This window comes from Sphaerotilus sp., from assembly GCF_034519685.1.
Taxonomy (GTDB): domain Bacteria; phylum Pseudomonadota; class Gammaproteobacteria; order Burkholderiales; family Burkholderiaceae_C; genus Sphaerotilus.
Genome location: NZ_JAXHOF010000006.1, coordinates 1,272,239 through 1,286,266, shown reverse-complemented (window position 1 = coordinate 1,286,266; position 14,028 = coordinate 1,272,239). Strand labels below are relative to the sequence as shown.

Genomic DNA, 14,028 nt, shown 5'->3' with positions numbered 1-14,028 from the left:
CAGCCAGAACGCCCGGCTTGGTTACCATGGCTGCTGTTCAGTCCCCACCTGCCGCCCACCCGCCGCCCGCTTGCCGTGACCGCCCGCAAACCTGCCCCCATGCCCACTCGCCGACCGACGATGACCGACGTGGCCAAGGCCGCGGGCGTGTCGCAATCCACCGTGTCGATGGTGCTCAACAACATGACCGGCGCGCGGCTGTCGGCCGAGACACGCAGCAAGGTGCTCAGCGTCGCGATGGAGCTGGGCTACCGGCTGCCCCGGCGCGAAGGTCCGGCCCCCGCCGCCGCGCCCGTGCCCGCCTCCGCCTCGGCCACGGCGCAGACCACGCCGGGCGCTCGCCGCCACCTGATCGGCTACGTGGTCGACGAGATCTCGACCAGTCCGCACCCGGTGGTCAGCGTCGACGGCGCGCGCGACGCGGCGTGGGAGCACGACTGCCTGGTCACCGTCGTCGTGACCCGCGGCAACCCGGGCCAGGAAGCCGCCGCCATCGCCGCGCTGCTGGAGCACCCGGGCCTGCTGGGCATCGTCTACTCGACCATCTTCACGCGCGAGGTGTCGCTGCCCGATGTGCTGTCGGCTCGCCTCGACACCGTGCCGGTCGTGCTGCTGAACTGCCACGACGAGCGCCACAAGCTGCCCACGATCGTGCCGGGCGAGGTCGGCGGCGGCCACGCGGCCACCGAGCACCTGATCGCGATGGGCCACACCCGCATCGGCTTCATCAACGGCGAGCCCTGGATGGAGGCCGCCAAGGACCGCATCAAGGGCTACCGCCGCGCGCTGGCCACCGCCGACCTGCCGTTCGACCCAGCGCTGGTGCGCGACGGCGACTGGATGTCGGGCACCGGCTTCGAGGCCACCCGCTCGCTGATGGCCGAGCCGCGCCCGCCGACCGCCCTCTTCTGCGCCAACGACCTGATGGCGCTCGGCGCGATGGAAGCGCTGGCGCAGCTCGGCCTGAAGGTGCCCGAGGACATCTCGGTGATGGGCTACGACGACCAGGAAATCTCGCGCCACACCCACCCGCCGCTGACGACGATGGTGCTGCCGAACTACGAGATGGGGCGTGCGGCGGTCGAGGCGCTGCTGGTGGCGGCCGACACGCCCGCGCCGCAGCGCGCCGGGCGGCGGCACCTCATCAAGATCGACTGCCCGCTGGTGGCGCGGCAGTCAGTGCAGCGGCGAGGCGAATGAGCCCCTCATGTCCATGCCCATGCCCATGACGCCCTTGAACTTTCAGGATCTCGACCTCCTCAAGGCCCGGCTGGATGCGCTGCGCCCGCTGCCCGCGCCCGTGCTGCGGAACCTGCATGAAGAGCTGGTGCTGCGCTGGACCTACCACTCGAATGCCATCGAAGGCAACACGCTCACGCTGCTGGAAACCAAGGTCGTGCTCGAAGGCATCACCGTCGGCGGCAAGCGGCTGCGCGAACACTTCGAGGCGATCAACCACCGCGACGCCATCCTGTACGTCGAGGACGTCGTGCAGCGCACCGAGCCCCTGAGCGAATGGCAGATTCGCAGCCTGCACCGGCTGATCCTGAGGAACATCGACGACGACCACGCCGGCCGCTACCGCCCCTGGAACGTCACCATCGCCGGCGCACGCCATGTCCCGCCCGACACGCTGGTGGTGCCGGAGCGCATGACCACCCTGCTGCAGACCTACGAGACGGACTGGCAGCCCCTGCACCCCGTCGAGCGCGCCGCCCGGCTGCACATCGACTTTGTCGGCATCCACCCCTTCGTCGATGGCAACGGGCGCACGGCCCGGCTGCTGCTGAACCTCGAATTGCTGAAGTGCGGCTTCCCGGCCATCGTGCTGCCCGTGGAGCGGCGGCTGGCCTATTACGAGGCGCTGGACACCGCGCACATCGAGGGCGACGCCGGACCGTTCACCGCGCTGGTGGCCGAGTGCGTGCGGGAGGGGTTTGCGCCGTACCGGTTCGCGCTGGGACACACGGGCTGAGGCCATCGCCCGAGATGGGGTTTTCACCGATTATCGCTAATATTATTAGCATCACAATCGGTGCATGGCCAGCATCGAACTCCACTCCGTCTTCAAAGCCTATGGCGACCACGCCCCGGTGATCCGGGATGTCAACCTGCAGATCGCGCAAGGCGAGTTCTGTGTCTTCGTCGGGCCGTCGGGCTGCGGCAAATCGACGCTGCTGCGCATGATCGCGGGGCTGGAGGACATCACCGCCGGTGACCTGAAGATCGGCGGCACGCGCATGAACGACGTGCCATCCGCCCACCGCGGCGTGGCGATGGTGTTCCAGAGCTACGCGCTGTTCCCGCACATGACCGTGTACGAGAACATGTCGTTCGGCCTGGGCCTGGCCAAGGTGGACAAGGCGGTGATCCGCGAGAAGGTGATGGCCGCGGCCAAGGTGCTGCAGCTCGACCAGCTCCTCGACCGCAAGCCCAAGGCGCTCTCCGGCGGCCAGCGCCAGCGCGTGGCGATCGGGCGGGCCATCGTGCGCGAGCCGGGCGTGTTCCTGTTCGACGAGCCGCTGTCGAACCTGGACGCTGCGCTGCGCGTGCAGACCCGCATCGAGATCGCCAAGCTGCACCGCGACTTCGGCAAAGCCAGCACCGTCTACGTCACCCACGACCAGGTCGAGGCGATGACGCTGGCCGACCGCATCCTGCTGCTCAACAGCGGCGAGGCCGTGGCCCGCGACGGCTCGGTGGCGCAGGTGGGCACGCCGCTGGAGCTGTACCACCGGCCCTGCAACCTGTTCGTGGCCGGCTTCATCGGTTCGCCGAAGATGAACTTCCTGCCCGCCACGCTGGTCAGCGCCGCCACCGACCACGCCGTCGTGCGGCTGAGCAGCGGCGAGACGCTGCGCGCGGCGGTCGATGCGCAGCGCCTGTTGCCGGGGGCGAAGGTGACGCTGGGCGTGCGGCCCGAGCACACCGAACTCGGCACCGCCACGCAGCACATCATCCGCCCGCTGCAGTGGCAGGAGCGGCTGGGTGAGTCCACCTACCTCTACATGACCGGCGCCAGCGGCAGCACCGAGTCGCTGGTCGCCAAGGCCCCCGGCCACGCCCACGCCAGCACCGGCCACCGGCTGGCGATCGGCCTGCCGGCGGACACGCTGCACCTCTTCGACGAGCAGGGGCTGGCGCTGACCCGCTGCATCCCCGACCAGAACCAGTCGCTGCCCCAGGCCGCCTGACGCACCGGAAACACGCCATGCAGCTTGGTGTCTGCTACTACCCCGAACACTGGCCGCGCGCGCAGTGGGCCGAGGACGCGCGGCGCATGCACGCGATGGGCATCCGCGTCGTGCGCATTGCCGAATTCGCCTGGAGCGTGATCGAGGCCGAGCCGGGGGTCTTCACCTGGGACTGGCTGGACGAGGCGATCGAGACGCTGCACGCCGCCGGCCTCGGCGTCGTGCTGTGCACACCGACCGCGACGCCGCCGAAGTGGCTGGTGGACCGGATGCCGGACATGGTGGCGATCGACCTGCAGGGCCGCACGCGCGGCTTCGGCTCGCGGCGGCACTACTGTTTCTCGCACGCCGGCTACCGCGCCGAGTCGCGCCGCATCAGCCGTGCAGTCGCCGAGCGCTACGGCCAGCACCCCGCCGTGGTCGCCTGGCAGACCGACAACGAATACGGCTGCCACGACACCGTGCTGAGCCTGTCCGAATCGGCGCGGCAGGGTTTTCGGCGCTGGCTGGCCGCGCGCTACACGACGATCGACGCGCTCAACGCCGCCTGGGGCACCGTGTTCTGGAGCCAGGTCTACCGCGCGTTCGACGAGATCGACCTGCCCGCGCTGACGGTGACCGAGGCGAACCCGGCGCACCGGCTCGACTGGCGCCGCTTCGCCTCCGACGAGGTGGTGGCATTCAACCGGGAGCAGGTGGCGATCCTGCGCGAGTGCTCACCGGGCCGGCCGGTGTCGCACAACTTCATGGGCTTCTTCACCGAGTTCAACCACCATGACGTGGCGGCGGACCTCGACATCGCCACCTGGGACAGCTACCCGCTCGGCTTCACGCAGATGTTCTTCCTCAGCGCCGAGGAAAAGGCACGCTGGGCACGGACCGGGCACCCGGACATCCCGTCCTTCCACCACGACCTGTACCGCGGCATGTGCCGGGGCGCAGACGGCCAAGGCGAAGGCCGCTGGTGGGTGATGGAGCAGCAGCCCGGCCCGGTGAACTGGGCGCACTGGAACCCGGCGCCGCACGACGGCACGGTGCGGCTGTGGACCTGGCAGGCGTTTGCGCATGGCGCCGAGGTGGTGAGCTATTTCCGCTGGCGGCAGGCGCCGTTTGCGCAGGAGCAGATGCACACCGGTTTGCTGCGCCCCGATTCGTCCGAGGACCAGGGCGCGCTCGAAGCGGCGCAGGTCGGCGCGGAGCTGGCGGCGCTGACCGAGCGGGGTGTGCTGACGGATGCGCTGCGGCTGGCGGTGCGGCCGACGGTGGCGCTGGTGTTCGACTATGACGCGCTGTGGATGGCGCAGATCCAGCCGCAGGGCGCGGACTACAACCCGCTGGAGCTGAGCTTCCGCGCCTACAGCGGGCTGCGGCAGCTCGGGCTGGACGTGGACATCGTCGGGCCGCGGGCGGGAATGGACCTGAGCGGCTACCGGCTGATCGTGCTGCCAGCGGCGCTGCATGTCGGCGCGGACCTGCAGGCGGCGCTGACCACGGCCGCCGCCCATGGCGCGCAGATCGTGCTCGGGCCGCGGGCGGGCAGCAAGTCGGTGAACCTGTCGTTCCCGCCGGCGGACGGGCCGTGGTCGGCATTGCCGCCGGGGCCGCTGGCCGCGCTGGCGGGGGTGCAGGTGACGCGGGTGGCATCGCTGCCACCGGGCGTGGTCGAGCCGGTGGCGCTGGACGGCACCGACCTGTCCATCACCCGGTGGCGCGAAGACCTCGCGCTGCGCGGCGCCGAAACGCTGGCGACGTTCACGGACGGCCGCCCCGCCCTCACCCGCAACGGCCCGGTGCGCTACCTCGCCGGCTGGCTGGACGCCGCCGGCTGGCAGGCGGTGTTCGCCGGCGCTGCCGCGGACGCAGGTTTGACCGTGGCACCGCTGCCCGACGGCCTGCGCATCAGCCGCGCCGGCGGGCTGACGATGGCCTTCAATTTCTCGGATCTGGCGCGGGACTGGACACCCTCGCCGATCGCGACGCCCGTGCTGGGCGACGCGCACCTGCCCCCCAGAGCGATGGCGATCTGGCGGGAATGACCCCACCACAGGACTCCCCAGGAGACAGACAGATGAACAAGACCCTCACCACGCTCGCCGCCCGCTTCAGCGTGCTGGCCCTGGCCGCCGCGGCCTGCGCCGCGCAGGCTGGCACCCTCGTCATCAACACCGACGCCTCCGACCCGGCCCCGAAGGCCGCCTGGGAAGCGATGGCCAAGGGCTTCATGGCCGCCAACCCGGACGTGACGGTCAAGATCAACACCTTCGACCATGAAGGCTTCAAGACCTCGATCCGCAACTTCCTCAGCGCCGAGGCCCCGGACATCGTCACCTGGTACGCCGGCAACCGCATGGCGCCGTTTGTCAACGCCGGCCTGTTCGAGGATGTCTCCGACGTCTGGGCCAAGGAAGGCCTGAACGACAAGCTCAAGTCCGCCGCCGCCTCGATGACCCAGAAGGGCAAGCAGTGGGGCATCCCCTACACCTACTACCAGTGGGGCATCTACTACCGCAAGGACATCTTCGCGAAGAACAACATCGTGCCGCCCAAGGACTGGAAGGAGCTGATCGCCGCCAGTGCCAAGCTCAAGGCCGCCGGTGTCACGCCGTTCGCCATCGGCACCAAGGCGCTGTGGCCCACGGGCGGCTGGTTCGACTACCTGAACATGCGCGTCAACGGCTACGAGTTCCACATGGACCTCACCGCCGGCAAGGTGCCCTACACCGACAAGCGCGTGCAGGAAGTCTTCGACCGCTGGGACGAGCTGACCAAGCCGGGCTACTTCCTGGCCAACCACGCCTCCTACGACTGGCAGGACGCGCTGCCCGCCTTCGTCAAGGGCGAGGCCGCGATGTACCTGATGGGCAACTTCGCCGTCGACCCGATGAAGAAGGGCGGCCTGACCGAAGCGCAGCTCGGCTTCATGCAGTTCCCGAAGATCAACAACGTCCCGATGGCCGAGGACGCGCCGACCGACACCATCCACATCCCCTCCAAGGCGAAGAACAAGGTCGACGCCAAGCGCTTCCTGGCCTATGCGGCCAGCGCCAAGGTGCAGACCGAGGTGAACGCCATCCTCGGCCAGCTCCCGGTGAACAAGGATGCGACGCGCCCAACCGACGTGTACCTGAAGGACGGTTTCGCGATGCTGTCGAACGCCTACGCGCTCGGCCAGTTCTATGACCGCGACGCGCCCGCCGAGATGGCCAAGGCCGGCATGGAAGGCTTCCAGCGCTACATGGTCAAGCCGGAAACGCGCAAGCAGGTGCTGGAGCGCCTGGAACAGGTCCGCCAGCGCGTCTACAAGTAAGTCACTCCCGCAGCCCACCCAGTACCCATGACCTCCCGAACCTCACCGCCGCGGTTCTCCTGGTGGACCCGCCACCAGCGCCAGCTGGCTCCTTGGCTCTTCCTGACGCCTGCGCTGCTGATGTTCGGGATCTACGTGATCGCGCCGATCTTCGAGTCGATCGCGATCAGCTTCTACGACTGGGACGGGCTGGGCGAGGCGACCTACATCGGGGTCGCCAACTATGTCGAGCTGTACAGCGACCCCGATTTCCGCACCGCGCTGAAGAACAACCTGATCTGGCTGGTGCTGTTCCTGCTGTCGGTGCCGATCGGCCTGGGGCTGGCGCTGCTGCTGAACCAGACGGTGGCGGGCATCCGCTTCGTCAAGTCGATGTTCTTCTTCCCCTTCGTGATCTCGCAGGTCGTCATCGGCCTGGTGTTCACCTGGTTCTACAACCCGACCAACGGACTGTTCACGCAGATCCTGGCCGCGCTGGGAATGCCCGGCGTCGCCGTACTGTCCGACGAGCATCTCGTCACCTACGGGATCATCGCCGCCGGCCTCTACCCGCAGATCGCCTACTGCATGATCCTGTACCTCACGGGCCTGAACAATGTGCGCCCCGACCTGATCGAGGCGGCGCGGCTCGAAGGCGCCAAGGGCTGGTCGATGCTGTGGCACGTCGTGCTGCCGCAGTTGCGCCCGGCCACCTTCATCGCCGTCGTCGTCACCATCATCGGCTCGCTGCGCAGCTTCGACATGGTGTCGATCATGACCTCCGGCGGCCCCTACGGCTCCTCGCGTGTGCTGGCGTACTACATGTACGAGCAGGCGCTGAGCGAATACGGCTACCGCATGGGCTACGGCACCGCCATCGCCACCGTGCTGTTCTCAATCATGCTGGTCTACATCACCTTCGTGCTCTGGCGCATCTACCAGCAAGAGAAGGAACTGGCCTGATGTTTCCCACCCCGCTCCACAAGACGGCGCCCGTCACGCAGGCGCTCTACAAGGTCGGTCTTCCCGTGGCCCTGCTGGTCTGGCTGCTGCCGATCATCGCGGTGGCGCTGACCTCCATCCGCGGCCAGGGCGACATCGCCAACGGCAACTACTGGGGCTGGCCGACCGAATGGCAGGTGGTCGAGAACTACACCGCCATCTTCCGCAACACGCCGATCGCGCGCTACATCGTCAACAGCCTGATGGTCGCCATCCCGACGGTGATCGGTGCGGTGGCGCTGAGCTGCCTGGCCGGCTTTGCCCTCGGCACCTACCGCTTCAAGGCCAATCTGGCGGTGTTCTTCCTGTTCGTCGGCGGCAACTTCATCCCGTTCCAGATCCTGATGGTGCCGGTGCGCGACCTGAGCCTGCGCCTGGGGCTGTACGACTCGGTCGGCGGGCTGGTGCTGTTCCACATCGCCTTCCAGACGGGCTTCTGCACCTTCTTCATGCGCAACTTCATCCGTGACCTGCCGCACGAGCTGATCGAGGCGGCGCGCATCGAGGGCGCGAGCGAGTGGCAGATCTTCTGGCGTGTCGTGCTGCCGCTGGTGCGGCCGGCCTTGGCGGCGCTGTCGGTGCTGGTCTTCACCTTCATCTGGAACGACTATTTCTGGTCCACCGTGCTGATCCAGGGCGACCACGCGATGCCGGTCACGGGCGGACTGAACTCGCTCAACGGCATCTGGGTCGCGCAGTGGCACCTGGTGTCGGCGGGCTCGATCGTCGCCGCGCTGCCGCCGGTGCTGATCTTCTTCCTGATGCAAAAGCAATTCATCGCCGGGCTGACGCTCGGTGCGACCAAGGGCTGAGACTTGTCTGCCGACTTCCTGATCCTCCACAGCAGGCGCAGCAGCGTCGTGCTCGAATGCCCGCCCGACGAAGCGCCGCTGTGGCGCTACTGGGGTCCGCGCTTGCCCGATGGCGCGACCCCCGGCACGGCGCTGCGCGACACGCGCCCGCTGCCGTCGTTCATGCTCGACTTCGACCAGCCGCTGACGGTGGCGCCCACCTTCGGCGTCGGCTGGTTCGGGCAAAGCGCCCTGCTCGCCCACCGCGACGGGCAGGACTTCGCGCAAGCCTTCACCCGCTGCGACGCCGAGTGGCTACAGCAAGACGCCACCCGCTCGGCCGTCTGCCTGCACCTGCACGACGACGTGGCTCGGCTACGGCTGGACCTGACGCTGCGGCTGGACGTGGAATCCGACGTGCTGGTGCTGCAGTCGGTGCTGCACAACCTGGGCGACGCGCCGCTCGACGTGCAGTGGCTCGCTGCCGGCACGCTGCGGCTGCCGGGGCACTGCGACGGTGTGCGCTCGTATGCGGGGCAGCATGTCCACGAGTTCCTGCTGCAGGTCGATCCGCTGACGCGCAGCCTCTGGCGCAAGGAAAGCCGGCGCGGGCGCACCAGCCACGACTGTTTCCCCGGCGCCGTCGTCACCACGCCGGGCACGACCGACGACACGGGCCTGGTCTTCGGCGCGCACCTGGCCTGGTCCGGCAACCACCAGCAGACCATCGAGTGGCTGCACGACGGCCTCTACCAGTGGCAGATGGGCGAATGGCTCGCGCCCGGTGAAGGCCGGCTGCTGCCGGGGCAGGCATTGCACTCACCCGAGCTGGTCGCCACCTGCTCCACCGACGGCCTGAACGGGCTGGCGGCCAACTTCCACACCGAGCTGCGTCGCCGGCTGAACTGGCCGGGTGGCGCGATGAAGCCGCGCCCGGTGCACCTGAACACCTGGGAAGGCTTCTACTTCGATGTGCATCCCGGCCCGGTCCAGGAACTCGCGACCGCTGCGGCTGCGGTCGGCATCGAACGCTTCGTGCTCGACGACGGCTGGTTTCACGGTCGCCACCACGACCGCGCAGCACTCGGCGACTGGTGGCCCGACGAGACCAAGTTCCCGAACGGCCTCGGCGAGCTGATCGCGCACGTCAACGCGCTCGGCATGGAGTTCGGCCTGTGGGTCGAGCCGGAGATGGTCAACCCGGACAGCGATCTGTTCCGCGCCCACCCCGAGTGGGCATTGCAGATCGCCGGCCGCCCGCTGCTGACCGCCCGCAACCAGCTCGTGCTCGACATCGCCCGGCCCGAGGCGAGCGACTACCTGTTCGAGAAGATCGCCGCGCTGCTCGCCGCGCACCCGATCGGCTACCTGAAGTGGGACTTGAACCGCGACCTCGCCCCGGCGGGTCTGGCCAACGGCACCGCCGGCTACCGGGCGCAGATCCACGCCGCCTACGCGCTGATGGACCGCCTGCGCGCCGCCCACCCGAACGTCGAGATCGAGAGCTGCTCCGGCGGTGGCGGCCGGATCGACTTCGGCGTGCTGCGCCACACGCACCGGGTCTGGACCAGCGACTGCATCGACGCGCTGTCCCGCGTGGACATCCAGCGTGGTTTCCTGCAGTTCTTCCCGCCCGAGATCATGGGCGCCCACGTCGGCACCGCGCCTTCGCACACGACGGGGCGCACGCAGTCGATGGCCTTCCGCGCCGCCGTTGCGCTGCCGGGACACTTCGGTGTGGAACTCGACGTGCGGCACCTGAGCGACGCCGACACCGCGGAGCTGCGCGGCTGGATCAACGTCTACAAGCAACTGCGCGACCGGCTGCACCACGGCCGCGTCTGGCTCGGCGGCGACACGGCACGCGAGGACGGCCTGGTCTGGCAGGCCCACGGCGACGCGGCGGCCACCGACGTGGTGCTGCTCGTCTACCGGCCGCTGCCGAGCCAGCACCGCTACGCACCCGCCCTGCGGCTGCCGATGCTCGATTCAGCGGCGCGCTACCGCGTGCGCGAAGTGCTGCCCGCCAGCACCGTGCGCCCGACCGGCCGGCACCACACCGCGCCCTTCTTCGACGCGATCAACACGCCCGACGGGCTGGAGATCGACGGCGCGTGGCTGGTGAACGCCGGCCTGCCGATGCCGCGGGTGCAGGCCGAAACCGCCTTCCTCGTGAGGTTCGAGCGTGTCTGATCCGATGTCTGATCCGATGTTCGACCCCGCCGACCACAGCCACCGGCGCCGCAATCCGCTGACCGGCCAGTGGGTGCTGGTCTCGCCGCACCGCGCCAAGCGGCCGTGGCAAGGGCAGCAGGAGGAAGCCTCCGACGCGGTGCTGCCGTCGCACGATCCGGGCTGTTATCTCTGTGCGGGCAACACGCGGGTCAGCGGGGACGTGAATCCGGATTACACCGGGACGTTTGTCTTCACGAACGACCACGCCGCATTGATGCCCCCGTCTGACTCCCTCCCCCCAGCGGGGGGAGGGCTGGGGAGGGGGGAGGCCGTCAGGCCAAGCGCCCTGCCGCCCGTTGCCCCCCTCCCCAACCCCTCCCCCCGCTGGGGGGAGGGGCTTTTCCAGATCGAGGCGGCCTACGGGACGAGTCGGGTGATCTGCTTCTCCCCCGACCACGCCCGCACGCTGCCCGAGCTGTCGCTGGCGGCGATCGGCGGCGTCATCGACACCTGGTGCGAGCAGAGCGCCGAACTCGGCCGGACGCACCCGTGGGTGCAGGTGTTCGAGAACAAGGGCGCACTGATGGGGTGCTCGCAGCCGCACCCGCACGGCCAGATCTGGGCCACCGGCCACCTGCCCAACGAAGCCGCGACCGAAGACCGCGAACAGCGGGCCTACTTCGCCGCCCACGGCCGGCCGATGCTGCTCGACTATGTGCAGCGCGAGGCGGCCTCGGGCGAGCGGGTCGTGGTGCAGACCGAACACTGGCTGGCCGTCGTGCCGTACTGGGCGACGTGGCCGTTCGAGACGCTGCTGCTGCCGCGCTTCGCGGTGCAGCGGCTGCCGCAACTCGACGCCGCGCAGCGCGCCGACCTCGCCGACGCGCTGAAGAAGCTCACCAGCCGCTACGACAACCTGTTCCGCTGCAGCTTCCCGTACTCGATGGGCTGGCACGGCGCGCCGTTCGACGCGGACGCGGCCGGCACCACGCCCTGGCAGCTCCACGCCCATTTCTACCCACCGCTGCTGCGCTCGGCCACGGTGCGCAAGTTCATGGTCGGCTTCGAGATGCTGGCCGAGGCGCAGCGCGACCTGACGCCCGAGCAGGCCGCCGCGCAGTTGCGGGCGGTCAGTGACCTCCATTACCGCGCCTCGGCCCCGGCCGCTCTCCCATGACCGACACCCTGAAAGCCCGCACCGCCGACGCGCTGCAGTCCGCCTTCGGCCACGCGCCGGACCTCTGGGTGCAGGCACCCGGCCGCGTCAACCTGATCGGCGAACACACCGACTACAACGACGGCTTCGTGCTGCCGTGTGGCATCGACTACCGCACGGTGATCGCCGTGAAGGCGCGTGACGACCGGCAGGTACGGGTGGTCGCCGCCGACTACGGCCACGGCACCGACACCTTCGACCTCGACGCCCCGATCGCCCCGCACCCGGACCTGCAGTGGGCCAACTATGTGCGCGGCACCGTGAAGATGCTGGCCGAACACCTCGCCCCGCTCGGCCTGTCGCTGCGCGGCGCGGACCTGGCCATCGCTGGCAACGTGCCGCAGGGCGCGGGGCTGTCGTCGTCGGCGTCGCTGGAAGTGGCGGTCGGGCAGGCGTTCAAGGCCATGCTCGGCCTCGACGGCCAAGGCGGCCGCGCGGGCGTGACCCAGACCGACCTCGCGCTGATCGCCCAGCGCGCCGAGAACCGCTTCGTCGGCGTCAACTGCGGGATCATGGACCAGCTCATCTCGGCCCGCGCCGAGGCGGGTCACGCGCTGCTCATCGACTGCCGCAGCCTGGGCGCGCAGCCGGTCCACCTGCCGGAGGCGGTGGCCGTGATGATCGTCCACTCGCGGGTCAAGCGCGGGCTGGTGGGCAGCGAGTACAACACCCGCCGCGCCCAGTGCGAAGCGGCGGCGCGCCACTACGGCGTGCCGGCGCTGCGCGATGTGGACACCGCGCGGCTGGAGCGGGACCGGGGCGGTCTGGACGAGGTCGTCTACCGCCGCGCCCGCCACATCGTCACCGAAAACGCCCGCACGGTGGACGCCGCCGAGGCGCTGGCAGCGGGTGACCTGGTGCGGCTGGGCGAGCTGATGGCGGCGTCGCATGCGTCGATGCGCGACGACTTCGAGATCACCCACCCGGCGATCGACCGGCTCGTCGACATCGCCCAGGAAGCCGTCGGGCACGAAGGCGGCGCGCGGATGACGGGCGGCGGCTTTGGCGGCTGCATCGTCGTCGTGCTGCCGGACGCGCGCATCGCCGAGGTGCAGGCGGCGATCGAAGCCGCCTACCGATCGCCGGACGGCGAGCCGCCGACGATCTGGGTCAGCCACGCCGCCTCAGGCGCCGGGCCGGCGTCCTGACCCGTCAGAGCCAGCCGGCGGTGGTGAGCGCCTTGGTGATCTCCGTGGCGAGCAGCTGGTGGCCCAGCGGCGTCGGGTGGAAGCTGTCGGAGAAGGCGTAGGTCTTGTACCAGTCGGTCGCGGTCGTGCCGGCCGGCGGCGCCGCGGCCAGCGCTGCGTCGGTGCAGGTGGCGAAGGTGTAGCTCGGCAGGCCGTCCGTGCCGACGCCGGTGACCGGGCAGGCCGGCGTCTTGACGTTGGTGAAGCCGTAGCTCGCGGGGTTGGCGATCTGGTTGTTGAACACCGTGTAGAAGTCGACCACGACCACCTGGGTGTTGCCTGCGAACTTGGTCGCCAGTCGGGCATTGAACGCCTCGACCCAGCTCTTGAACAGCGCCTCGCTCTGCGCCCGGGCCGTGGCGCCGGCCGTGCCACCACCGGAGGCGGCCGCGATGCTGTCGAGCACCGTCTGGAAGCGCGGCGTGTTCGTGATGCCGGGCATGTTCAGCAGCACGACGCGGGTGGCGCCCTTGTCCAGCGCACCCGTCTTGACGAGGGTGTGGAAGTTGTCGGCCAGCGCCGCCATGTAGGTGGCGCCTGCACCGGCCAGCCCGGCGGCCCCGCCAGCCGCCGCGGCCGACACCTGATCGGCCGTGAGCTGGGTGCCCAGGACACCCAGGTAGGCGGCGCCACCATCGGCCGCGGCCTTCAGGTAAGCGCCAACGAGGGCAGCCGCGTCATTGCCGCCGCCGTCCACCAGCAGCAGGTCACCGGCACCGAAGTTGCCCGCCGCCGTCGCGGCCGCGAACTGGGCTGCCAGCCCACGCGGGTCGGCCGCCGTGTAGCCGCTCGCCGTCGGGTTGATGACACCGCCGCCGATGGCGTAGTTGGTGCAGCCCGTCGTGGCCGTGTTGGCGGCAAACGTGGTCCCGGTGAAGGTGAAGAAGTTGCAGCCCTTGCCCAGACCGTAGCCGGCCGAGATTCGCTCCGGATAGGTGTCGTTGCCCTGGATGGTGAACTTGAGGCCGAAGGTGCCGACGTCGGCCAGGCTGTCGCCCATGACGCGCAGGCTGGTGACGGGCACCTTGGCGACGACGGGGGTGTCATCGCCACCGCCGCAAGCGGCCAGCACGGCCACCAGCACGACGGACAGTCCGAATTGAAAACGGCGATTCAAGGCCATGGTGTCTCCTCCAAATCGAACTACTCTAGGCCCAAAGCCGGCGATGCCACCGCT

At 69.5% G+C, this 14,028-nt stretch carries 11 protein-coding genes; 10 read left to right on the top strand and 1 reads right to left on the bottom strand.

The window, feature by feature from the left end; all coding sequences use genetic code 11:
- The first annotated feature begins 99 nt into the window (after nucleotides 1-99).
- From U5O44_RS17050 to galK, 10 genes are all read left to right on the top strand, one after another.
- Nucleotides 100-1,200, top strand: coding sequence for a LacI family DNA-binding transcriptional regulator (locus U5O44_RS17050; protein ID WP_322589600.1), 1,101 nt, complete (start codon nucleotides 100-102; stop codon nucleotides 1,198-1,200).
- 7 nt (nucleotides 1,201-1,207) lie between these two features.
- Entirely contained in the window at nucleotides 1,208-1,975 is a 768-nt protein-coding gene (locus U5O44_RS17045) for a Fic family protein (RefSeq protein WP_322589599.1), read from the top strand.
- Nucleotides 1,976-2,039: 64 nt separating this feature from the next.
- Nucleotides 2,040-3,194, top strand: coding sequence for an ABC transporter ATP-binding protein (locus tag U5O44_RS17040; RefSeq protein WP_322589598.1), 1,155 nt, complete (start codon nucleotides 2,040-2,042; stop codon nucleotides 3,192-3,194).
- 17 nt (nucleotides 3,195-3,211) lie between these two features.
- Complete coding sequence (locus U5O44_RS17035) at nucleotides 3,212-5,230, top strand: beta-galactosidase (protein WP_322589597.1); 2,019 nt, start codon at nucleotides 3,212-3,214, stop codon at nucleotides 5,228-5,230.
- A gap of 32 nt (nucleotides 5,231-5,262) precedes the next feature.
- Complete coding sequence (locus U5O44_RS17030; protein WP_322589596.1) at nucleotides 5,263-6,501, top strand: ABC transporter substrate-binding protein; 1,239 nt, start codon at nucleotides 5,263-5,265, stop codon at nucleotides 6,499-6,501.
- A 27-nt stretch (nucleotides 6,502-6,528) separates the two neighbouring features.
- Nucleotides 6,529-7,443 (top strand): carbohydrate ABC transporter permease, encoded by a 915-nt coding sequence (locus U5O44_RS17025; protein WP_322589595.1) that lies wholly within the window; start codon nucleotides 6,529-6,531, stop codon nucleotides 7,441-7,443.
- A complete protein-coding gene (locus tag U5O44_RS17020) occupies nucleotides 7,443-8,294 on the top strand; it encodes a carbohydrate ABC transporter permease (RefSeq protein ID WP_322589594.1) in 852 nt (283 codons plus the stop codon). The genes U5O44_RS17025 and U5O44_RS17020 overlap by 1 nt, the downstream gene beginning before the upstream one ends.
- A 3-nt stretch (nucleotides 8,295-8,297) precedes the next feature.
- Nucleotides 8,298-10,466 carry an alpha-galactosidase gene (locus tag U5O44_RS17015; protein WP_322589593.1) on the top strand — a complete coding sequence of 723 codons (2,169 nt, stop codon included), beginning with the start codon at nucleotides 8,298-8,300 and terminating at the stop codon, nucleotides 10,464-10,466.
- A 4-nt stretch (nucleotides 10,467-10,470) separates the two neighbouring features.
- Entirely contained in the window at nucleotides 10,471-11,625 is a 1,155-nt protein-coding gene (locus tag U5O44_RS17010; RefSeq protein WP_322589592.1) for a UDP-glucose--hexose-1-phosphate uridylyltransferase, read from the top strand.
- Nucleotides 11,622-12,812, top strand: a complete 1,191-nt coding sequence (gene galK / locus U5O44_RS17005; protein WP_322589591.1) for a galactokinase — start codon at nucleotides 11,622-11,624, stop codon at nucleotides 12,810-12,812. Before U5O44_RS17010 ends, galK begins: the two co-directional genes overlap by 4 nt.
- A 4-nt stretch (nucleotides 12,813-12,816) precedes the next feature.
- On the opposite strand, the gene U5O44_RS17000 is transcribed toward galK, so the two are convergent.
- Entirely contained in the window at nucleotides 12,817-13,974 is a 1,158-nt protein-coding gene (locus U5O44_RS17000) for an SGNH/GDSL hydrolase family protein (protein ID WP_322589590.1), read from the bottom strand.
- Nucleotides 13,975-14,028: the final 54 nt, after the last annotated feature.

Bases quoted from the DNA above. Each gene is read 5' to 3' on its own strand.
- U5O44_RS17010 (WP_322589592.1), top strand. From the start codon at position 10,471: ATGTCTGATCCGATGTTCGACCCCGCCGACCACAGCCACCGGCGCCGC.
- galK (WP_322589591.1), top strand. From the start codon at position 11,622: ATGACCGACACCCTGAAAGCCCGCACCGCCGACGCGCTGCAGTCCGCC.
- U5O44_RS17050 (WP_322589600.1), top strand. From the start codon at position 100: ATGCCCACTCGCCGACCGACGATGACCGACGTGGCCAAGGCCGCGGGC.
- U5O44_RS17025 (WP_322589595.1), top strand. From the start codon at position 6,529: ATGACCTCCCGAACCTCACCGCCGCGGTTCTCCTGGTGGACCCGCCAC.
- U5O44_RS17030 (WP_322589596.1), top strand. From the start codon at position 5,263: ATGAACAAGACCCTCACCACGCTCGCCGCCCGCTTCAGCGTGCTGGCC.
- U5O44_RS17000 (WP_322589590.1), bottom strand. From the start codon at position 13,974: ATGGCCTTGAATCGCCGTTTTCAATTCGGACTGTCCGTCGTGCTGGTG.
- U5O44_RS17040 (WP_322589598.1), top strand. From the start codon at position 2,040: ATGGCCAGCATCGAACTCCACTCCGTCTTCAAAGCCTATGGCGACCAC.
- U5O44_RS17045 (WP_322589599.1), top strand. From the start codon at position 1,208: ATGTCCATGCCCATGCCCATGACGCCCTTGAACTTTCAGGATCTCGAC.
- U5O44_RS17020 (WP_322589594.1), top strand. From the start codon at position 7,443: ATGTTTCCCACCCCGCTCCACAAGACGGCGCCCGTCACGCAGGCGCTC.
- U5O44_RS17035 (WP_322589597.1), top strand. From the start codon at position 3,212: ATGCAGCTTGGTGTCTGCTACTACCCCGAACACTGGCCGCGCGCGCAG.